Source organism: Streptomyces durocortorensis (assembly GCF_016901035.1).
In the GTDB taxonomy this organism is placed as follows: Bacteria; Actinomycetota; Actinomycetes; order Streptomycetales; family Streptomycetaceae; genus Streptomyces; species Streptomyces durocortorensis.
Window position 1 is genome coordinate 101,285 of record NZ_JAFEUF010000001.1, and the last position, 20,308, is coordinate 121,592.

Genomic DNA, 20,308 nt, shown 5'->3' on the forward strand with positions numbered 1-20,308 from the left:
CACTGGCCCCTGCCTCGGTGAGGGATACCTCGAACCCGGCTCGTGAGAAGCCCCGCAGAGGCTCTTCGGGATCCACGGAGCGGGTCAGGGCTTCGGGAGGCGGTCCTGTTCGCGTTGCAGGGCGGCGAAGTCGTCAAAGACGGTGTAGGTGCGCGGGAGTGGGGCGCCTTGTTCGTGGCGGACGGTGCGGGGGACGTAAAGGCTGTTGAGCATCCAGGGTTTCGTCTTCCCGGTGATGTCCCGCACGGATGCCTTGCCCTGCACCACGCCGTAGGTGGCTGCGGCCAGACGGCCCGTCTCCCGGTACGCGGTCACCTGGTCCCGCATGAAGTGCTTCTGGCTCTCGAACCACGGGCTCATCCGCAGGAAGTCCCGCCACTGCTCCTCGGTGAGCGGGCGTTCGGCGGCTGCCTTGAGGAACTGCCATACCCGGGTGTCACGACCGAGGCCGAGTTCCTTGCCGTGGGCGGTGACGAAGGGGGCGGGCAGGGGTTTCGGCATCTGCCGCTGATAGTGGTTGACCAGGGAGAACTCGGTGACGAGGAACTTCTTGCCGTCGTCGAGCCGGGGCAGGACGTAGTCCAGGTACTTCCGGGCGGCCCCGGCCGAGGTGACGTGCGGGTGCATGTCCAGTCCGTCGAGCTGCGGGGTCCGGTTGACGAAGTCGATCCACTCCCCGGTGGCGTCCGAGAGCATCGCGGGGTCGTCCAGATGGTTGAGGGCGCCCATGTGCAGCCGGGTGCGGCACCCCTCGGGGAAGTGCTCGTCGCGGTAGTCGATGACGTGCTTCGCGACGGCCTGGTAGAAGGGGTTGAGTTTGCTCCCCCTCTCCTGCGGACGGGTTTCCAGGAAGGGTTCGTTGCCGAGGGTGAGGATCGCCACCTTGTCCAGCACGGCCTCAAGGACCTTGTCCACGGCCGCCAGTTCGGCCCGCATCTCCCTGCTCCCCGGGACCGGGACCGTCCGGCCCTCCTTCCTGAACTGGAACTTCAGCGCCAGAATGGTGCCGAAGCCCTGGCCGTGCAGGTCCAGGAGCGATTCGACCGCCCGCAGGCGCTCCGCGGCCGTGCCCTGTTTGACGCGGTCCAGCACGGTGAAGCCACGCACCCAGCTGGTCCCCAGGCCGTCCAGGGCCTCTTTGTCCACGTAGGTGGGGTCCTCGTTGAAGTTCGCGCCCAGGGCACCGTCCGGCACGGCTTCGCGGGGCTTCACGGACTCCGTGCTCTCCGGTTTGCCCGAGGCGCCGTTCCCCTGGTCGTCGCGGTCCGCGCCGCCGGTGCACCCGGCAGCCAGAAGGGCCCCGGCGGAAAGCCCGAAGAGCCGTCGCCGCGAGAGAGGCGCGTGGGGTACCGGGGGCCGGTCGCTCTGCACGGATACTCCTTGTCGTCGGGTACGGGCGTACAGCTTGATGCGGTGGGTGGAAGTGTCCCGGGTCAGTCTTCAGCACGTTCCTGTGCGGCGAGGCCCACAAGTATCGCGACCTTCACGACGCCTTCGACTCCCTCACCCGCGGCCTCATCCGCCGCCGAATCGGGCAACCGCGGTGTCACGAGTTTCAACTGCGCTCCGTGAACGCCGAGGCGGGCGCGAGTTCACCAGCCAGGCGAGCGTGCAACCTGTCGCAGCTTCTGGGCCTCCACGACGCGGCTGCGTCTTGCGCCTTCGGCGGCTGGAGGATGTGCCCGCGGGGAGAAGGTTGTGCCCGGCTTGTGCCCGTGTGTCCCGTGAACTCGGCAGGGGTGTCATCACCTTGTAACTGCTCTTTCGTCACGATCACCGCAGCAGGAAGGCTGTTGATCGACCGAGTGCACAGCCGTTCCGCGCATTGCGCCGGCTGGCCGCACATCAGTAGCAGCCACAGGAAGAGGCCACATGCTTCGCAGCCACCGCAAGTCCGTCCTCACCGCCGCCGCCCTGATCGCTACGACCACGCTTCTTACGGCCTGTCAGGACGGTGGCTCCGGGGACGACAAGGCGCACACCTCCAGTTCCTCGTCCTCGGAGACGAAGGCGATGTCAGGCAGTGACACCAAGGCTTCCGGCAGCGACGAGGAACAGGCCGACGGCACCACCGGGAACAAGTCCGACGGCAAGGAGGTGACCGGTACCTGGTTCGGCACGGTTTCCTATCTCGCCCCCGGCAAGTACACCGTCTCCGATCTCAAGGACACCAAGCAGCAGTTCTTCACCTCCACGGACACCGACATCCAGGGCGCCGGGAAGATCTGCGGGGACGCGGCCGGCCAGGCAGCCACGCCCTGCAGCGAGGACGAGCTCGAGGCCGCCGCCAGGGACGGAGTCTCCGCCACGGTCAAACTGAAGAACGGCATCGCCGTCAGCGTCATCGAGGACCACTCCGGCAGCAATGACGGCAAGACGTCCGGCCTGTGGAGCGGGAAGCTCGCGTACCTGGCGCCGAACAAGTACACCGTCGCGAACGACGAGGGCCGGCGGGCGTTCCTCACCTCCAACGAGACCGTCATCAACGGAGCCGGCTTGATCTGCGGCGACCGCGAGGAAATCAAGCAGTGCACCGAGGACGAGCTCGAGGCCGCCGCTGAGAAGAGCATCGATGTGGTCGTCAAAGTCGAAAACGGCATCGCCGTCACCATCGACGAGAACCACAACTGACCCGGCGTAGCTCCGTCAGGGGCCGTTTCCATCGGATGTTCCATCCCGGGAACGCCAGGCCGTAAGACCGGTCATAGCGAGGTCAATCATGGCTTCGGGGCGGGTGGGCAGGGTTTCGCAGTCGCGGGCCAGGCGCCGGTGGAGCATGAGCCAGCCGTAGGTTCGCTCGACCGCCCACCGTTCGGAGATGCGAGTGAAGCCCCTGGTCCCGGGTTTGCGGGTGGTGATCTCCACGTCGATACCGAGGAGGCCGGCGTGCTCGACGAGGTACTGGCAGTAGACGCCGTCGCCGCACGCCTTGCGGATACCTGGGTGGTCGGCGGCGACTTGGTCGAGCAGTGCGGTCCCGGCCACGGAGCCCCTGGACGCCGGCTGCGGGGACCGGCGGCGCCCGACCAGATCACTGAGGCGATCCGCGACCTGCTGCTTTGCTGAGCCCCCGCCCGGGCCGGAGAAGGCCGACCCCGAGAACCGGTTGGCCTGTCGCCGGCGCCCGCATCAGCAAGCGGCGGGGTGCTCGAACTCCTGCTCGCCCACCACGACGCCGTCCTCGTTCCCGAGCGGCCGGGGGAGCAAGTCGAACTGCGGTCGGCTGTTGACCGGATCGAGAAGAGGAAGCCCCGCCGACGGCGCTGGGAGCGGGTTCGTCCTTGATGGCGCCTCGGTTGGTAGTTAGTGGCTGATTCTGTTCGTTCATGTCCGTGTTCTGCCACGGAGGGTCGGGTCGGCACAACCCGCCTTGTTTCGCGCCTGTCTTGAGATGTGAGGGACCGCAGTTCGTTGTTCCCTGCACCACCAGCCCCACGATTGAAGGACTTCCATGCGCATCTCAGATTCCCGTAGCCGCACCCTGCGCGGCGGGACCGCCGCCGTGGCCGCCGCAGCGCTGGTGGCGCTCGGCGCCGTGCCGGCGCTCGCCGCCGACCCGGAGCCGGATCTCGGCGTCGGAACGATCGCACCGGTCAAGGGGGTTCAGCCCGGAAGCTCGTTCTCCACCCCGCTCACCTTCCTCAACAAGGGAACGGCGGAAGTACCCGCGGTCTGGGTGACGTACGCCGTGCCGCCGGGCCTGAAGGCGGACGAGACGTACAAGAACTGCACGTACTACACCGTCCCCTCGTACGACGAGATGCCCGCGTCGAACGTCGCTTCCTGCAAGATCGAGCAGCCGCTGAAGCCGGGTGTCGTCTACGGCACGGCGAAGCCCGTCTCGCTCAAGGCGCTCGGCTCCGCGTTCCGGGAGGACCTGCGGGTCACGATCGGCACGGACGCGCCGGACCCGGGCGACGGCGGCTCCAGCGAGCCCGTGCCGGGCACCGGCGACCCGCTCACCCTCGTGGAGAAGAATCCGGCCACCGACGCGGACCGGCAGAACCACCCCGGGCCCGTCGCCAAGGCCAAGGTGAACGTTGCGAACACCGCAGACTTCGCCCTGACCGGCACCGAGGCGAAGGGGAAGGTGGGCGACAAGGTCACCGCGACGGTGAAGTTCGCCAACAAGGGCCCCGCCCGCGTCCAGGGCAACCGCGACGAGAGCGTCACCACCGTCGACGTCCACATCCCGAAGGGCACCTCCGTCGTCAAGGCCCACGGATTCTGCGACGCGGTCACCACGACCCACTACCGCTGCGGCACCTCCCAGTCCTGGGTCGACGTGAACGGCGGCGAGAGCTACCCCTTCGTCCTGCGCATCGACAAGGCCGTCGGCCGCACCACCGGCGAAGTCTCCTTCACCGGCCAGGAGCGCCCCTTCGACCACAACGCGACCAACGACACCGCGCAGATCCTGATCGAGACGGGTAAGGACGCCAGCACCGCCACCGGCCCGACCGGTACGGGACTCAGACGGCGGGCGGGGTGTCACTCCAGGCCGTAACCGACAGATCACCGTTGTCCACGTCTTGTTCGAAGGGGACGGTGCTGTGCGCGTTGCCGCCCGTGGGCGATATCTGCAGGTAGTGGGCGGCTGCCGTATCAGCTCCGGTGTGCGTCCACACGAGGTCGGCGTAGGCCGAGTCGCCGGCCTGCAGGGTGACATCGTGCGGCCCGGGGTCCGTGGCGAAGTAGGTGTCACCGTGTTCCGTCTGCGTCGGCAGCGCGGTGTGGCCGCCGCCTTCCAGGGCGAGGCCCGCGTAGCCGGAAAGCACGCATGTGACGTTCCCGGTGTTGGTGAGCTTCAGGAACGTCCCGGCATGGTTCATACCCGCCTGTTCGGTCCCGAGCTGCGTCGTGGTCGCCTTCAGAGTGCCAGGCTGGCATTCCTGCGTAGCTCGCGCCGTGGACGATGTGGCGTCAGATGCAAAAGCCGCCCCCGTTCCTGCGGCAGCGAAAGCGACCGCAGCGGTGACGGCGATGGTGGCTCGCGAGATGACCATGTTCGTTCCTCCTTGCAGTTCGTGCTCACGTACGGAGGCAGTCGGAACTTCCTCTGACAGTCGCCTTGCCGCGAGGATCGGCGCCAATGTCACTGAACAGTCACAAGAGGACAGGAAGCGAATGACCGGACCGAGGTGACCGGATATCTGCTTCCACACGGGCCTACCGGCTGCGAGAGCTCGGCAAAGCGATCGCTCACGCGTACACCCGCAGCGCGACGCACGCATTCACCGCGACCGGGGCTGAGCCCTACTCGGCCTCAGCAGGTCGGCCCTCCGGCAACACCCAATCACTTCACTTCCGCAACGCGACCAGCCCCTGCGGGTTCAAATCCCGCCACCCCGACAGCTGAGTAGCAGGTCAGAGGGCCGGTACTGATTCCAGGACGGGGCCTCTGCTGTTGTGCGTGTCGCGGAGCCGCTTCCGCACGGGCACCACGAGCATCCAGCACGAAGGGGGCCGGCGCGGGAACCCATGGGTCAGCCGGGCACTCCCGGATGGCCCCAGGCAGCCTCTTGGGAAACGTGGTCTCACGCAGGTCGGGGTCATGGTAATAAGATCCGCATGCGCCCAGACATCACTCCACCTGTCACCACTCAAGAGCTGGCCTCGGCGGTGCAGGAACCCCTCGGTTTCGACGACGAGGGCAAGCGTCAGACCTCGAACGAGGAGCTGGCCGATCAGGTCTCGGCCATCCTCCGAGTGGATCATGACCGAGCAGCGTTCATAGTCGCGGAATCTGAGCGCCTTTATGTGAATCGCATGCGTGAAAGGTTCTCAAAGCTCAGGGTTTCCGAGCGCCTGAAGAGAACCAATCCGTTTCTTTTGCGGATTCGCGGCGCGGAAACAGTTCGCGACTGGGCAGTGATTCAGGTACAGAGCGCCTTGTACGCCTCGGAGGAGGAGGCCGTCGGGCATCTCCTCGAAGCCATCATCAAAGCTTGTTTCCCTGGAGCGTCGGAGCCTGGACTTCCCGATGATTTCGACTTCGAAAGCATCGAATCAAGTGAGGTGATTCATGGGTATCAGGTCAAGATGAGCTGGGACTGCATGCCCATGAGTTCACGGAAGAACCTGTCGAACACCATCGTCAGAGTGAGAGAGCAGTACCGAAGCCAAGGGAAGACTTTCGTAGGATATTTCGCCCCCTGCTACGGAAGAGCCCGGACCACGAAGCCGCCCGGCCAGGAATACATTACGCTTGCCAGTAAGGAGTTCTGGCAGCAAGTCGGAGGAGGTGAGACCGACTTCGACGTGAAGGTGGGAGAGGTGTGCGCTCTCCTGTGCTCCGAGTTTCGATCCGAAGTGCTCGACACCCTGGTTCCGGACCTGCTGGACAGACTTACCCATGCGGCACATCCAGAGATCGGGAATCGGGATGGCCAGATCGACTATGCAAAGCTCTTCCGCAGAGTGAACAGGTAACCGGCTGCGGTTCCAGTAGCGCCAGTCCTTGCGCACAGGGATGACGCTACTGCCGCCCGCCTAAGCGGAAGGTACGGCTGCGCACGAATCCAGCGTCGACTTCACGTGCTCACCGATGGCCTGCGCCAGCAGCACAGGGACGGCGTTCCCTACGAGCTTGTATTGATCACGGCCCGGGCCGTGAAACTTCCAGTCGTCCGGGAAGGTCTGGATACGGGCGCACTCCCGAACAGTGAGCGGCCTGTCCTCCACCGGGTGGCAGAGGGCCGTGCTTGCATTCTGCGGCTCGGTGAGGATAGTCGGGGAGGGAGAGCTGAAGGACAGGCGTCGCCAGTAACCCGAACGCCCTCCCTTGGCATAGAAGGCGCGCCCCATGGACTCTTTCTGAATCTCCTCCGGGAGGTGCCTCCAGTTGCCGCCCTCAGGAACCATGCGCAGATATTTCAACTTACGCTCACTGAATTTGGCGCAGAATGAATCATCATCAACCAAGCCGTCGAGGGCGTCGCCGATGGTGCGCCAAGGCTCCAGGAACAGGCTTGACTCTTTCGCATGGGTGGGCTCGGGGAAGGACACAGGTGAACCGTCCCTGTACCCGATCAGGAAGACCCGCTGCCTGGCCTGAGGGACTCCGTAGTCAGCCGAATTGAATTCACGATATTTGAGGCTGTAACCAAGCTCCTCCAGCTGGGAGCAGAGCTCACGGAGAAGCGACCCGTGCAGCTGATCGATAACCTTTCCATTGTTGTTGTAAGGGAGCTGTCGCCACGTGACGGAAGCAGACAGCAAGCCCTTGACATTCTCCATGAGGAATGCCTTGGGCTGCAGTTCTTTCACCAGGCGCACGAATTCAAATACGAGTGGCCCTTTTTCCGAGTCGTCGAGACCGAGCCGCTTGCCGGCCGTGCTGAAACTCTGACAGGGCGGGCCGCCGGCCAGTAGGTCCACTTCCCCCTCGGCCAACCCGGCCGACTGCCGGATGTCCTCTGCCGAGAGAGTCCTGATGTCGTTGCCGTAGAAGGGCATGCGTGGACGGTTCGCCTGAGCCGTGGCAACGGCGGCGGGCATGCTGTCCGCGCCGAAACGAATATCGAACCCGGCTTGCTCCAGTCCGAGGTCCAGCCCCATCCCGCCCGAGAAGAGGGACACGCAATTTGGTGCACCCATGGTTCGGCAGCCACTCCTCATGTTTTTCATTCTCCACAATTTTTGTGGCAGCCTCGGAGATGCACCGATGTGCCGCCCTGCATTCTACACTGTCCGGGCAAATCTCCATCAGGGGAAAGTGAAATCCATATTGCGCTCATGAGATCACTACTGCGCTGCGTCAAACTTGACGACTGCCGACCATGCCGGCAGACGGATATCCCTTTCGGGCCGTTGCTCAGCAGGCCGCCTTGTCCGGTGCGGTCGACTCGCGCTGGGCGGTTCGGGCCACGCGGGAGAGCAGGGTGCGCAGTCGGCTCGCGTCGTCGTCGAGGTCGGTGAGGAGACGCGCTTCGGTGGCGGCGAGGCTGTGGCGCACCTCGGTGAGGCGGGTGCGGCCGGTGGTGATCAGGACCTGTCGGGCGCGGCGGTCGCGCGGGCAGACAGAACATCTGCGATCCATAGTGGCTTGCGTGGCGGCGCCCCGTGGGTGATCCACGCGGCGCGCCACGATCCGCACCGGATCCGCACCGGAGAGAAGACCATGACAATGACAGCAACACCGCACTTCAGGGCCGTATCGCACTGGTGACCGGCGCGATGTCGGGTATCGGCAAAGCTGTCGCGCAGAACCTGGCCCGCCAGGGCGCGCACGTCGTTCTGCACGGACGGGACCAGGCCCGGGGCGAGGCCCTGGTGGACAGTGGCCGGCTTCCTCGCCTTATGTGTTTCGTCGGGGGCCGGGTGTGAGGTCGTCGGAGCGTCCGGCCTCGATGCGGGACCACTGGGGGATGGGCCGCCCGTTGGTGCGCATGGGGTGCTCGGGAGGTGCGTCCATGGTCTGCGGCCAGCCGGAGGGCGAGTCCTCCCAGAGTTCCTGGCGGCCGTACACGGTCAGGTCGATCAGCGCGTAGTCGTAGTCCATCACCTCCACCCCGCGCAGCGTCGTCCAGTACGTCTCGTAGACCCGGTCGCCCTCGCGGAGGTAGCAGACAATGTGCATGCTGCCGACCTGGCGTCCGGTCAGCAGCTCGTCGTTCGAGGGGAGTGCGGAGTACCAGGGCATCTCCCAGCCCATGAAGTCCCGGTAGCGGCGGCTCTCCTCGTACGGGCCCTGGCAGAAGACGGCGTACGTGATGTCACGGGAGTGCAGGAACTCCAGCTCCCGCACCTGGTTGGTGACCCAGGTGCAGCCCTCGCACTGGTCGGCCGCCTCGTGGCCGTCGTGCCACATGAAGTAGTACGCGATCAGCTGTCGGCGTCCTTCGAACGCGTCGAGCAGCGTCACCGGCCCGTCCGGCCCGGTCAGTTCGAGGCCGGCGTCCACCTCGACCATGGGCAGCCGGCGCCTGGCCGCCGCGATCGCGTCGCCCTCCCGGGTGTGCGCCTTCTCGCGGATCCGCAGTGCGTGCAGTTCGGCCTCGAAGGCGGCCCGGTCGGCCACCGGCGGCAGGGCCGGTGCGCGGTCGGGGGCCGGTGCGCTGCTGTCGTTCTCGGTCACGGTCGTGTCCCGTCGTCGTACGCCATCAGCCGCCCCCTCTGTCAGCCGCCCCCTCTGTCAGCCGCCCCCTCTGTCAGCCGGAGGCCGAGTGGGCCGCGGCAGGTGAGTTTCCCAGGAGCTGTCGGTCCGATCCAGCTCCTGGGGCGGCACGGCGAGCCGCAAGCTCCTCGGGGCCGTCTCTGTGGGGACGGTCCGGCCGGTTCGGCGTCGCCGCCGTGGGCGCGGAGCGTCTTTCGGCCCAGGGGGTGTCCGGCACCCCCTGGAGTGCCTCCGTGCCGACGTACAGCATCGGCCGGGCCGCGGAGCTGCTCGGCGTCAGTTCGGAGACCGTCCGCCGCCGGGCCGACGGGGGCAGCTCGCCATGGAACGGGACGGGTCGGGGAACCGGGTGATCGACGGGGTCGGGCTCGCCGCGTTCGCCAAGGACCGGGACGCCGGGCTGCATCCCGTGCCCGGGGAGACCCGGACCTCGGTGCGTTGCTCGTTCGCCGGAATCGTCACCGCGGTCACCGTCGACGACATCGTGGCCCAGGTGGAGATCCAGTCCGGGCCGCACCGGCTCGTCTCCCTGTTGAGCCGCGAGGCGGTCGACGAACTCGGCATCGCGGTCGGGGTGACCGCCACGGCCCGGGTGAAGTCGACCAACGTGCACATCGACCGGACGTAGGGCCGAAAGCCCCGGCTCAGCGGCAGAGCAACGCCGTCTTCAAGTTCAGTTTGTGGTCCAGCCGGGCCAGGTCGCTTCGGCGACGCGCCCGTCCTGCTCGCGACCCGCATGGACGACCGGCCGCTGGAGCCGGACGGCAGCCAGCTGGTGATGCCGCGGGACCGGTGCGGGGCTCGTTACGTCAGCGCCATCACCCGGGTCTGGGTCGGGGCCGCACTTCTTCCCCCGTACACCGGAGGCTGAACCTCAGCGCCCGTCCGCGGAACCGGCGTTGGACCGTCCGGATGAACCGGCGGGTCTCTTGAGGCTCGCCGGGGCGCACAGAATTCCCCCGAACTTGCTTACCTCATCACCGAGTTGAGGTTTATCTACGCGCGGAGCACGACCCACCGAACGATCCTTCGGGCATATCAGACGACTTCTTGCACGGCCATTACCGGCGGGTACCGGGAGCTGCTAGAAACTGAATTCCCCACATCCCCCCACGCTTCGAAGGGCTGGCAGCCATGTCAGTACGGAGAATTCGGGCATCCCTCACCACTCTCGCGCTCGCCGCAATCGCGGCCATCGGTGTCGCGGGGCCGGCTTCCGCGACCGACTCGGCCGCCGCGGGCGGCTATGTCGCGCTCGGCGATTCCTACTCCTCCGGCGTCGGCGCCGGGGGCTACCTCCCCGACAGCGGCGACTGCCGGCGCAGCACCGCCGCCTACCCCTACCTGTGGCAGGCGGCGAACTCCCCCGCCTCGTTCGACTTCGTCGCCTGCTCGGGGGCGACGACCTCGTCGGTGGCGAGCAGTCAGCTCGGCGTGCTCAGCGCGTCCACCTCGCTGGTCAGCGTCACCGCCGGAGGCAATGACGTCGGGTTCGCCGACGTCATGCAGGACTGCGTGCTCGGCAGCGAGGCCACCTGCCTCGCCGGCGTGGACGCGGCCGTCGGGCAGATGAACAGCACCCTGCCCGGCAGCCTGGACGCGCTGTACGACGGCATCCGGGCCGGCGCCCCGCAGGCGCAGGTCGTGGTCCTCGGCTACCCCCGCTTCTACCAGCTGTCCGGCAGCTGCATCGCCGGGCTCAGCGAGGCCGAACGGGCCGCGATCAACAACGCGTCGGACGTGCTGAACGACGTCCTCGCCAAGCGGTCCGCCGACGCCGGGTTCACCTTCTCCAGTGTGGTGGACGAGTTCACCGGACATGAGCTGTGCTCGGGCGACGCCTGGATCCACAGCGTCACCGTCCCGATCGAGAACTCCTACCACCCCAAGGCCGCAGGGCAGTCGGGCGGCTATCTGCCCGCCTTCCGCTCGGCGGTGTAGGACCGCTCGCGTCGTGGAGAGGCGGTTCACCGGGCGACCGGTGGGCCGCCTCTCTCAGTAGCGCTCGACCAGGTGCTCGCGGCCGGCCGGAGGCTCGTACGACTCGGGCCAGAAGTCCGTCACCCCGGTGATCAGCCCCTCCTCGTCGAACGTGAAGAAGTGAATGGCGTCCAACTCCTGCGCCGGCTCGCCCTCCTGCTCCCCCATCACGGTGAACCCGGTCCGGGCTGCGGCCTGCCGGCCCTCCGCGTCGGCGACGATCCGCTCGACCCGGACGTGCCAGTCGCCCGGATACTCCTGGTTGAACCGGAGATACCGCTCCTTGCCGCGGATCCGCTCGCGCGTCTGCGGCAGGTCGTACACCACGTCCTCGGCGAGGGTCGCCCCGAACGCGCCCCAGTCGCGCGCCTCGGCCGCCGACCAGTACGTCTCCACCGCCCCGCGCAGTGCGGCCGTCGTGATCCCGGAAGCCGTCCCGGGCGTGGTGCCGGGAGCGGTGTTGGAAGCAGTGCTGGAAACGGTGCTGGAAGCAGTCGCGGGCGTGGCTCCGCCCACCGTTCCGCCTGTCGTGTCGGTCATGGGAACGAGTCTGTACCCCGCCACTGACAATCGGCCGGAGAAGCTCCGCAGGGCGGCTGCGACCTGCGGTTATCCCTGACTCCCGGCAGGCCGCGACGCCTTGACCGAATACATCAGCGGGATCCTCGGCCGCCCCGCCGGGAAGCGGTAGTGGCCGTCCGCGTGGCGCTCCAGCGTGTCGAACCGCTGGACGAGGGAGACATCGTGCTCGTGGAGGAACTCGATCCGCAGCCCCGCCGAGGCGAGCGCCGTCACCACCCGGCCCACCGGGTGCTGCCACTCGACGCTGCGGTTGTGCACAGTGGGCGCGTCGAGGTCGGCGTACGTGCCCGGCGTCTCGTCCACCCAGGCGTCCCGGCTGAAGTAGTCGTCGGTGACCGTCGAACCGGTCGTGTCCATCGAGTCGGTCAGCGGGTGGAACTCCACCAGGTAGAGGAACCCGCCGGGCGCGACCAGCGACGCGGCGGTCTCGGCCCAGCGGTCGATGTCGGGCAGCCAGCCCAGCGCGCCGATGCCCGTGTAGACGATGTCGTACGCGGAGTCGGGGACGGCGGCCGGCGCGTCGTACACGTCGGCCACGACGAACGCCGCTCTGTCCGGGCCGAGACCCAGCGTCCCGGCAAGGTCCCGGGCGGTCTCGACGGCGGGCTCGGAGAAGTCGAGGCCCACGACCTGTGCGGCGCCGTGCCGCGCCCAGGACAGGGTGTCCAGGCCGAAATGGCACTGGAGATGCAGCAGGGTCTTGCCCCTGACGTCCCCGACCTCGGCCAGCTCGAAGGCGCGCAGCACGTCCTTGCCCGCCCGGAACGCGTCCAGCTCGTAGAAGTCGCTCGCCACGTGGATCGGCACGCGTTCGTCCCAGCGCGCGCGGTTGGTCTCGTGCCAGTCGTCCGGAGTCGGGGAGTACATGCCCGGGAAGTTACCCACAGGCGGGACGGGGGTGCGAGTGGTTATCCACAGGCTCCCCGGCAAAGTGGCCGATCGGGTTGGATGGGGGCATGAGCGAATCACAGAACGCCTCGACCACGCCGGAGTGGGAGCAGCGGTTCCGCGCGCCCCGGGTGTCCCTGCCCGACTGGGCCGAGGACGCCCCTGACCGCTCTCTGTTCGTCTCCAACGCCACCGGGACCTACGAGCTGTACGCGTGGGACCGGGCGGGCGGGCGGCAGCGGCAGGTGACCGACCGGCCCAACGGGACCACCGACGGTGTGCTGACGCCGGACGGGGAAGCGATCTGGTGGTTCAGCGACACCGACGGCGACGAGTTCGGCGTGTGGATGCGCCAGCCGTTCGGCGGTGGTCAGGACGAGCCGGCCGTGCCGGGTCTCGCCCCCTCCTACCCGGCGGGGCTGGCCATCGGGCGGGACGGTTCGGCGGTGGTAGGCCGCTCGACCGACGAGGACGGCACGACGGTCCACCTGATGCGGACGCCGGGCGCCGAGCCCGTGGAGATCTACCGGCACCGGGAGTCCGCGGGCGTCGGGGACCTCTCCCACGACGGGACGCTGATCGCGCTGGAGCACACGGAGCACGGTGACGCCATGCACTCCGCGCTGCGCGTGGTGCGCCCGGACGGCTCGACGGTGGCCGAGCTGGACGACACCGAGGGCGGCACGAAGGAGCTGGGGCTCGCCGTGCTGGGCTTCGCGCCCGTGGCCGGGGACAGCCGGCTGCTCGTCGGGCATCAGCGCCGGGGCCGGTGGGAGCCGATGATCTGGGATCCGGTCGCGGGCACGGAGACCGCGCTGCCGGTCGACCTGCCGGGCGACGTGGGGGCCGAGTGGTATCCGGACGGCTCCGCGCTGCTCATCGAGCACAGCTTCGAGGCCCGCAGCGAGCTGTGGCGGTACGAGCCGGGGGCGGCGGAGCCCGTACGCGTGGAGACCCCCGCCGGTACGGTGTCGGGCGCCACGGCCCGCCCGGACGGCACCGTGGAGTACCTGTGGTCCTCCGCCGCGCTGCCGCCCGTGGTGCGGTCGACGAGCGGCGCGGTGGTCCTGGACCCGCCGGGGGCGAAGGCCCCGCCGTCGGTGCCCGTCGAGGACGCGTGGGTGGAGGGGCCGGGCGGCCGGATCCACGCCCTCGTGCAGAAGCCGGCTGCCGGGGACGGCCCGTTCCCGACGATCTTCGAGATCCACGGCGGGCCGACCTGGCACGACAGTGACGCCTTCGCCTCCGGACCCGCCGCCTGGGTGGACCACGGCTTCGCGGTCGTCCGGGTCAACTACCGGGGCTCCACCGGATACGGCCGCGCCTGGACGGACGCGCTGAAGCACCGGGTCGGCCTGATCGAGCTGGAGGACATCGCAGCCGTACGGGACTGGTCGGTGAAGTCCGGGCTCGCCGACCCGGACCGCCTGGTCCTGGCCGGCGGCTCCTGGGGCGGCTATCTGACGCTCCTCGGGCTGGGCACCCAGCCCGACGCGTGGGCGCTGGGTCTGGCGGCCGTCCCCGTCGCGGACTACGTCACGGCGTACCACGACGAGATGGAGGCCCTGAAGGCGATGGACCGCACGCTGCTGGGCGGCACGCCGGAGGAGGTGCCCGAGCGCTTCGAGGCCTCGTCCCCGCTGACGTACGTCGACGCGGTGCGCGCCCCCGTGTACATCTCGGCGGGCGTCAACGATCCGCGCTGCCCCATCCGTCAGGTGGAGAACTACGTGGACCGGCTGGCGGCGCGCGACGCGGTCCACGAGGTCTACCGCTACGACGCCGGGCACGGCTCGCTGGTGGTGGAGGAGCGGATCAAGCAGGTGCGGCTGGAGCTGGAGTTCGCGCTGAAGCACCTGGGCGGGGGTGCCGTCCAAGGGGCGTAAGGGCCGGATAAATTACGGACCCCGCCCCGGGTGCCCGGGGCGGGGAACCGTACCGTGGAGGGGTGTACCGGTTCCTGCTGACCCCACGGTGGTGGGGGATCAACCTCTTCGTCGTGCTGGCCATCCCGTTCTGCGTGTTCATGGGCACCTGGCAGCTCGGCCGCTTCGAGGAGCGCGTCCAGTCGCACGAACAGGCGGAGAAGGCCCCCGATCCGAGCACCCGGGCCGCGAAACCCCTGGACGAGCTGCTGCCCGTCGACAAGGTGACGTCCGGCCGCCCGGCCATCGCCACGGGGACGTACGCCGACCAGTTCCTGGTGCCCGGCCGGAAGCTGGACGACCGTCAGGGCTTCTACGTCCTGAACATGCTGCGTACGGACAGCGGCAAGGCCCTGCCGGTGGTACGGGGCTGGCTGCCGGGGTCCGCGAGCGACGCCAAGGTGCCCGCCGCGCCGAAGGGCGAGGTCACGGTGACCGGCGACCTCCAGGCCTCCGAGAACACCCACAGCGACGGCGTCGATGTCCGGGGCGGGCTCCCCGGGGGCCAGATCGGCATGATCAGCGCGGCGACCCTGGTGAACCTCGTCCCGTACGACGTGTTCGACGCCTGGGTGACGCTTCCCGAGCCCGAGGCGGGTGGTACGGGCGGAGCCATGAAACCCGTGCCCGCGGCGGCCCCGGAGGGCAGCGGCCTCGATCTGAAGGCCTTCCAGAACCTGGGGTACACGGGCGAGTGGTTCGTCTTCGCCGCCTTCGTGCTCTTCATGTGGTTCCGGCTGGTGCGGCGCGAGGCCGAGGCCGAGCGGGACATCGCGCTCGGCCTCGTACCGGAGGAACCCGCTCCGGGGTCGGAGGACGCCCCGGAGGACCCGACTGCCCGGGATGCCCCGGAGGACGCCGCTCCGGGCTCGAAGGCCCCCCAGGACGCGCAGAGCGCCCCGGAGGACCCGTCTTCGCCGGACTACGACGTGGCGAGCACGCCCGTGCGGTAGATCGTGCCCGAGCAGGCGTTGGGGATCTCCGTCTGCGCCGTGGGCGCGCCCGTCTCCGGGGTGTGCGTCACGGCGACGCTGCCCTCGGCCGTGGTCCCGCCGTCGTCGTACAGCGACTGCGCGTCGACGCCGGACTGGTTGTCGGAGCCCTCGCCCACCGAGCCTCCCGCGCCGTCCGCCGAGGGGGTCGGGCTCGGTGAGGGGCCCACGGTCGGACAGGTGTCGGTCGGCACCCAGGCGAACCGCACCTCGTACGCCATGGCCGGCTTCAGCAGCACCGTGCCCGGCTCCTGGGACGGGTCGGGCAGGCCGGGGGCCGCGTCGCCGGCGGCGTGCTGGACGACGACGATCTTCTGCGAGTCGGCGGCGCCGAGGGCGGTGAAGCCCACCGTGCCGTTGCTGCTGACCGTGCAGTCCTTGCCGGACACGTTGGCGATCCTGAAGCTGCCGTAGACCGTGCCGTCTGCTCCCGGCGCGTCGGTGCCCGCGGACGCGACGCCGAGCTGGCTCGGGTCGCAGACCGGCAGGGACGCGAAATCCACGCTCGGGGAGTCGGGCTTCTCGCCCGCCACCGCCCCGTCCGGGTCGCTTCCCTCGCCCTGGGAGGGGCTCGGGTCCGGGGAGGCGTCTCCCGCGCTGCCCTCGCTCTCGCGCTCGGTGGGCTCCACGCTCCGCCGGCCCGGCTCCTCGGGCCCGGTCTCGTCCCCGTTGCCGCCCTGGGCCTGCTCGCCGTGTCCGGCGATGGCGGGGCGGGCGGTGGACGGGCCGTCCGAGGCCGCGACATGGACGAAGGCGGGGACGGCGGTGCCGATCAGCAGGGCCGCCGCGGCCGCCCCGACGACGGCCTGCCGCCGCCTGGCCCGGCGGGCGGGGACGGCGCGGTGGAGGTGGTCGAGGGTTCCATCGGAGGGGGCGATGTCGCGCACCGCACCGTGCAGCAGGCGGCGCAGGGCGACCTCGTCCAGCTCGCCCGGCTGGTCGGACGCGGGGGCGCGTCTGCCTTCGGCGAAGAGGTCGGTCAGCGTGGCGAGGACGTCGTCGTCGGACGTGCCGGAGGCGTTGTCGGACGTGCCGGGGGTGCTGCCGGTGGTGTTGTCGGGTGTGCTGCCGGTGGTGTTGTCGGGGGTGCTGCCAGGGGCCTTGTCTGGGGCGTTGCCCGCGTTGGGGCGGCCCTCACCGGCGCCCTCATCGGGGCCCCCACCGGCGTCGGTGGTCGCGGGAGTGTCCGTCACCGCGTCCGAGGAGGTTTCCGTGCCCGCGTCCGCCGGCGCCGGGGCTCGTTCGCCCGCGTCCCGCTCGTCGGGGTCCTCGGCGGCCTCGTTGTCCACCCGCACGGGCGGCGCGGGTTCCGGGGTCTCACCCTGTCCGGGACTCGGGCTCTGTCCGGGACTCGGGCTCTCGCCGTGCGGTCGGTCATCCGGATCGGTGTGCGGAGTCTTCTCCGGCCCGTGGTTCACAATTCCGTTTCCCGTCGGGTCATTCTCGTGCCTGTGCTCAGGGATATCGGAGTGCTGGTCGGACCCGCTCATGCCTGGGCCTCCATCACCACACGCAGCGCCGCGATGCCCCGCGAACCGTATGCCTTCACCGACCCCAGCGAGACGCCCAGCGTCTCGGCCACCTGGGCCTCCGTCATGTCCGCGAAGTAGCGCAGCACCAGCACCTCGCGCTGGCGTCGCTGGAGCCCCTTCATCGCCTTGATCAGCGCGTCCCGCTCCAGCTGGTCGTAGGCGCCCTCCTCCGCACTCGCCATGTCCGGCATCGGCTTGGAGAGCAGCTTCAGCCCGAGGATGCGGCGGCGGAGCGCGGAGCGCGAGAGGTTGACGACGGTCTGCCGGAGGTAGGCCAGGGTCTTCTCGGGCTCGCGGACGCGGTTGCGCGCGGAGTGCACCCGGATGAACGCCTCCTGCACCACGTCCTCGCAGGACGCGGTGTCGTCCAGCAGCAGGGCCGCGAGGCCGAGCAGGGAGCGGTAGTGGGCGCGGTAGGTCTCGGTGAGATGGTCGACTGTGGTTCCTGCTGCCACCGTCTCGTCAGCACCCCCGCGCTGCGAGGGCAGCGAGGCCGGGCGCGCAGCGGGCATGGGCGCGATCACCGGCATGCCGCCGGGCGCGCGGGGCCGCCGGAGCGGACGCACCGAAGCGCCTCGCAACGGGCCCACCACTGTGATGTCGAGAACCTCTGCCACGCCTGTTGGACACGCTGCCCCCCATCAGGGTTGTACGCGGACGGCGCCACGTTCGACGCTGTGCGACATGCCCTCATACGTACCTGCTCTTCCCCAAATGCCCCGTAATAGCGTCCGGCCACGCACAAAGTGACGGCATAGACGCAGCCCGGCCGAGGCGCGGTTGCAGATGGCCGGGAGATCATCGTCGGATACGACAACGTCCCAGCTCAAGAGGTTCAGACCAGCGAATTCCTCATAGGGCGTTCACAGATCCTACAAAAGAGGTTCGATCATCACCGGGGGAATTCCGCGGCGACCGATTCGGCGATCTGCGCCACGTTCAAAGCCGCACCTTTTCGGAGATTGTCGCCGCAAAGGAACATTTCCAGGGCATGCGGGTCGTCCATCGACCGCCGGACGCGGCCCACCCAGGTGGGGTCGGTACCGACCACGTCGGACGGGGTCGGGAAATCTCCGGAGGCCGGGCTGTCGAACAGCACCACGCCGGGGGCGGTCGCCAGGATCTCGTGCGCCTTGTCGACGGCGACCTCGTTCTCGAAGCGGGCGTGGACGGACATCGAGTGGGTGGCGACGACAGGGACGTACACGCAGGTCGCGGTGGTCTTCAGGTCCGGCATGCCGAGCACCTTGCGGCACTCCTCGCGGATGGCGATCTCCTCGGAGGACCAGCCGTCCCCGGCGTCCGTACCGGCCCAGGGCACGACGTTCAGGGCGACGGGCGCGGCGAACGGGCTCTTGGCCGTGGATGCCTCGTCGCCCAGGGCCCGGCGTACGTCTCCGGGCTGGGTGCCCAGTTCCGTACCGGCGACCAGGGCAAGCTGTTCGCGCAGCGCGGCGACGCCGTCCCGGCCCACGGCGCTGACGGCCTGGTACGAGGAGACGATCAGCTCGCGGAGCCCGAACTCGGCGTGCAGCGCGCCGACCGCGACGATCAGCGACAGCGTGGTGCAGTTCGGGGACGCGACGATGCCGCGCGGCCTGAGCCGTGCGGCATGGGGGTTGATCTCCGGGACGACCAGCGGCACGTCGTCGTCGAGCCGGAAGGCCGCGGAGTCGTCGATGACGACGACGCCCTTGGCGGCGGCGATCGGGGCCCAGCGGGCGGACACCTCGTCCGGCACCAGGAAGAGGGCCACGTCGATGCCGTCGAACACGTCCTCGGCGAGCGCGAGGACCTCGCTCTCCTCACCGCGCACGACCAGCTTCCGGCCGGCCGAGCGCGGTGAGGCGACGAGTCTGACCTCGCCCCAGACGTCCGCGTGCTGCGAGAGGATCCGGAGCATGACACCGCCGATCGCCCCGGTCGCACCGACGACCGCGAGCGAAGGGCGGTGTTCCGTCATCGGCCGGTGCCTCCGTAGACGACGGCCTCGTCGGAGTCGCTGTCGAGCCCGAAGGCGGTGTGCACGGCGCGCACGGCCTCGTTGACGTCGTCGGCGCGGGTGACCACCGAGATGCGGATCTCGGATGTCGAGATCAGCTCGATGTTCACGCCCGCGTCGGAGAGCGCCTCGAAGAAGCCGGCGGTGACGCCCGGGTTGGTCTTCATACCCGCGCCGACCAGGGAGATCTTGGCGATCTGGTCGTCGTAGCGGAGCGAGTCGAAACCGATGGTGCTCCGGGTCCGCTCCAGGGCGTCGATGGCCTTGCGGCCCTCGGCCTTGGGCAGGGTGAAGGAGATGTCCGTCAGGCCGGTCGTCGCGGCGGAGACGTTCTGCACCACCATGTCGATGTTGACCTCGGCGTTCGCGATGGCGCGGAAGATCGCGGCCGCCTCGCCCGGCTTGTCCGGGACGCCGACGACGGTGACCTTGGCCTCCGAGACGTCGTGGGCGACTCCGGAGATGATCGCGTGCTCCACCTGCTGGTCCCCTTGCGGCTCGTTGCTGACCCAGGTGCCGCGCAGTCCGGAGAAGGACGAGCGGACGTGGATCGGGATGTTGTAACGGCGTGCGTACTCGACGCAGCGGTGCAGCAGCACCTTGGAGCCGGACGCGGCCAGCTCCAGCATGTCCTCGAAGGAGATCCAGTCGATCTTCTTCGCCTTCTTCACGACCCGGGGGTCCGCGGTGAAGACGCCGTCGACGTCGGTGTAGATCTCACAGACCTCGGCGTCCAGCGCGGCGGCCAGCGCGACGGCGGTCGTGTCCGATCCGCCGCGGCCGAGGGTGGTGATGTTCTTGCCCTCCTGGGACACGCCCTGGAACCCGGCGACGATGGCGATGTTGCCCTCGTCGATCGAGGTCCGGATGCGGCCCGGGGTGACGTCGATGATGCGCGCTTTGTTGTGGACCGAGTCGGTGATGACACCGGCCTGGCTGCCCGTGAACGACTGGGCCTCGTGGCCCAGGTTCTTGATCGCCATGGCCAGCAGGGCCATGGAGATCCGCTCACCCGCGGTCAGCAGCATGTCGAACTCTCGACCGGTAGGCATCGGAGACACCTGCTCGGCGAGATCTATCAACTCGTCCGTCGTGTCGCCCATCGCGGACACCACGACAACCACCTGGTTGCCGTTCCTCTTGGCGTCGACGACTCGCTTGGCGACCCGCTTGATGCCCTCGGCATCGGCTACGGAGGAGCCTCCGTACTTCTGCACGACAAGGCCCACGTGCGCTCCTCGCTCAGTCATTACTGCGGTCGGCTCAGTTTAACGAGCAGTCCGGAATCG

General features: G+C 68.9%; 18 protein-coding genes and 3 pseudogenes. 9 read left to right on the top strand and 12 right to left on the bottom strand.

The annotated features are described in order from the left end of the window. Positions 1 to 84 precede the first annotated feature (84 nt). Positions 85 to 1,371: a hypothetical protein gene (locus JS521_RS00415; protein WP_205080713.1), complete on the bottom strand. Its 1,287-nt coding sequence runs from the start codon at positions 1,369 to 1,371 to the stop codon at positions 85 to 87. Between the two features lie 501 nt (positions 1,372 to 1,872). On the opposite strand from JS521_RS00415, the gene JS521_RS00420 reads away from it, so the two are divergent. Continuing rightward, positions 1,873 to 2,631 (top strand): hypothetical protein, encoded by a 759-nt coding sequence (locus tag JS521_RS00420; protein WP_205080714.1) that lies wholly within the window; start codon positions 1,873 to 1,875, stop codon positions 2,629 to 2,631. Here JS521_RS00420 and JS521_RS00425 read toward each other — a convergent pair. Further along, positions 2,606 to 3,054 (bottom strand): annotated as a pseudogene (locus JS521_RS00425) (transposase family protein); the annotation flags it as partial. The gene JS521_RS00420 and the pseudogene JS521_RS00425 overlap by 26 nt on opposite strands. A gap of 397 nt (positions 3,055 to 3,451) precedes the next feature. Here JS521_RS00425 and JS521_RS00430 point away from each other — a divergent pair. Further along, positions 3,452 to 4,507: a peptidase gene (locus JS521_RS00430; RefSeq protein ID WP_239486556.1), complete on the top strand. Its 1,056-nt coding sequence runs from the start codon at positions 3,452 to 3,454 to the stop codon at positions 4,505 to 4,507. Here JS521_RS00430 and JS521_RS00435 read toward each other — a convergent pair. Further along, positions 4,473 to 5,006 carry a DUF4232 domain-containing protein gene (locus tag JS521_RS00435; protein ID WP_205080715.1) on the bottom strand — a complete coding sequence of 178 codons (534 nt, stop codon included), beginning with the start codon at positions 5,004 to 5,006 and terminating at the stop codon, positions 4,473 to 4,475. The two genes, JS521_RS00430 and JS521_RS00435, sit on opposite strands and share 35 nt — an antisense overlap. Positions 5,007 to 5,571: 565 nt before the next feature. Here JS521_RS00435 and JS521_RS00440 point away from each other — a divergent pair. Then, positions 5,572 to 6,432 carry a PmeII family type II restriction endonuclease gene (locus JS521_RS00440; RefSeq protein ID WP_205080716.1) on the top strand — a complete coding sequence of 287 codons (861 nt, stop codon included), beginning with the start codon at positions 5,572 to 5,574 and terminating at the stop codon, positions 6,430 to 6,432. 60 nt (positions 6,433 to 6,492) lie between these two features. Here JS521_RS00440 and JS521_RS00445 read toward each other — a convergent pair whose 3' ends face one another. Further along, positions 6,493 to 7,581 carry a DNA cytosine methyltransferase gene (locus tag JS521_RS00445; protein WP_205080717.1) on the bottom strand — a complete coding sequence of 363 codons (1,089 nt, stop codon included), beginning with the start codon at positions 7,579 to 7,581 and terminating at the stop codon, positions 6,493 to 6,495. Between the two features lie 235 nt (positions 7,582 to 7,816). Beyond that, the gene (locus JS521_RS00450; RefSeq protein ID WP_239486557.1) at positions 7,817 to 8,041 is read right to left on the bottom strand and encodes a hypothetical protein; all 225 of its coding nucleotides are present in this window, start codon (positions 8,039 to 8,041) and stop codon (positions 7,817 to 7,819) included. Between the two features lie 125 nt (positions 8,042 to 8,166). Here JS521_RS00450 and JS521_RS37155 point away from each other — a divergent pair, with 125 nt between their 5' ends. Next, the gene (locus JS521_RS37155) at positions 8,167 to 8,328 is read left to right on the top strand and encodes an SDR family NAD(P)-dependent oxidoreductase (protein WP_307847723.1); all 162 of its coding nucleotides are present in this window, start codon (positions 8,167 to 8,169) and stop codon (positions 8,326 to 8,328) included. On the opposite strand, the gene JS521_RS00460 is transcribed toward JS521_RS37155, so the two are convergent. Beyond that, a complete protein-coding gene (locus JS521_RS00460) occupies positions 8,300 to 9,079 on the bottom strand; it encodes a DUF899 family protein (protein ID WP_205080718.1) in 780 nt (259 codons plus the stop codon). The genes JS521_RS37155 and JS521_RS00460 overlap by 29 nt on opposite strands. 272 nt (positions 9,080 to 9,351) lie before the next feature. Between JS521_RS00460 and JS521_RS00465 the strand changes: the two are divergent. The 3 genes and pseudogenes from JS521_RS00465 (at position 9,352) to JS521_RS00475 (ending at position 11,059) form a co-directional block, all read left to right on the top strand. Beyond that, positions 9,352 to 9,746 (top strand): annotated as a pseudogene (locus tag JS521_RS00465) (TOBE domain-containing protein). Positions 9,747 to 9,821: 75 nt separating this feature from the next. Continuing rightward, positions 9,822 to 9,989: pseudogene (locus tag JS521_RS00470) on the top strand (molybdopterin-dependent oxidoreductase); the annotation flags it as partial. 263 nt (positions 9,990 to 10,252) lie between these two features. Further along, on the top strand, positions 10,253 to 11,059 hold the full coding sequence (locus JS521_RS00475) for an SGNH/GDSL hydrolase family protein (RefSeq protein ID WP_205080720.1): 807 nt from the start codon (positions 10,253 to 10,255) through the stop codon (positions 11,057 to 11,059). A gap of 54 nt (positions 11,060 to 11,113) precedes the next feature. Here the strand turns inward: JS521_RS00475 and JS521_RS00480 are convergent, their stop codons facing one another. After that, positions 11,114 to 11,494: a nuclear transport factor 2 family protein gene (locus tag JS521_RS00480; RefSeq protein WP_205080735.1), complete on the bottom strand. Its 381-nt coding sequence runs from the start codon at positions 11,492 to 11,494 to the stop codon at positions 11,114 to 11,116. 213 nt (positions 11,495 to 11,707) lie between these two features. Further along, the gene (locus tag JS521_RS00485; RefSeq protein WP_205080721.1) at positions 11,708 to 12,547 is read right to left on the bottom strand and encodes a class I SAM-dependent methyltransferase; all 840 of its coding nucleotides are present in this window, start codon (positions 12,545 to 12,547) and stop codon (positions 11,708 to 11,710) included. An 89-nt stretch (positions 12,548 to 12,636) separates the two neighbouring features. On the opposite strand from JS521_RS00485, the gene JS521_RS00490 reads away from it, so the two are divergent. Then, complete coding sequence (locus tag JS521_RS00490) at positions 12,637 to 14,454, top strand: S9 family peptidase (RefSeq protein WP_205080722.1); 1,818 nt, start codon at positions 12,637 to 12,639, stop codon at positions 14,452 to 14,454. 62 nt (positions 14,455 to 14,516) lie between these two features. Further along, complete coding sequence (locus tag JS521_RS00495; protein ID WP_205080723.1) at positions 14,517 to 15,446, top strand: SURF1 family protein; 930 nt, start codon at positions 14,517 to 14,519, stop codon at positions 15,444 to 15,446. Here JS521_RS00495 and JS521_RS00500 read toward each other — a convergent pair. From JS521_RS00500 to JS521_RS00515, 4 genes are all read right to left on the bottom strand, one after another. Next, positions 15,416 to 16,975, bottom strand: a complete 1,560-nt coding sequence (locus JS521_RS00500) for a hypothetical protein (protein ID WP_205080724.1) — start codon at positions 16,973 to 16,975, stop codon at positions 15,416 to 15,418. The two genes, JS521_RS00495 and JS521_RS00500, sit on opposite strands and share 31 nt — an antisense overlap. Then, on the bottom strand, positions 16,972 to 17,634 hold the full coding sequence (locus tag JS521_RS00505; RefSeq protein WP_205080725.1) for a SigE family RNA polymerase sigma factor: 663 nt from the start codon (positions 17,632 to 17,634) through the stop codon (positions 16,972 to 16,974). The genes JS521_RS00500 and JS521_RS00505 overlap by 4 nt, the downstream gene beginning before the upstream one ends. Positions 17,635 to 17,909: 275 nt before the next feature. Then, positions 17,910 to 18,980 carry an aspartate-semialdehyde dehydrogenase gene (locus JS521_RS00510; RefSeq protein ID WP_205080726.1) on the bottom strand — a complete coding sequence of 357 codons (1,071 nt, stop codon included), beginning with the start codon at positions 18,978 to 18,980 and terminating at the stop codon, positions 17,910 to 17,912. Then, the gene (locus JS521_RS00515; protein WP_047177900.1) at positions 18,977 to 20,248 is read right to left on the bottom strand and encodes an aspartate kinase; all 1,272 of its coding nucleotides are present in this window, start codon (positions 20,246 to 20,248) and stop codon (positions 18,977 to 18,979) included. Before JS521_RS00515 ends, JS521_RS00510 begins: the two co-directional genes overlap by 4 nt. Between the last annotated feature and the right edge of the window lie 60 nt (positions 20,249 to 20,308).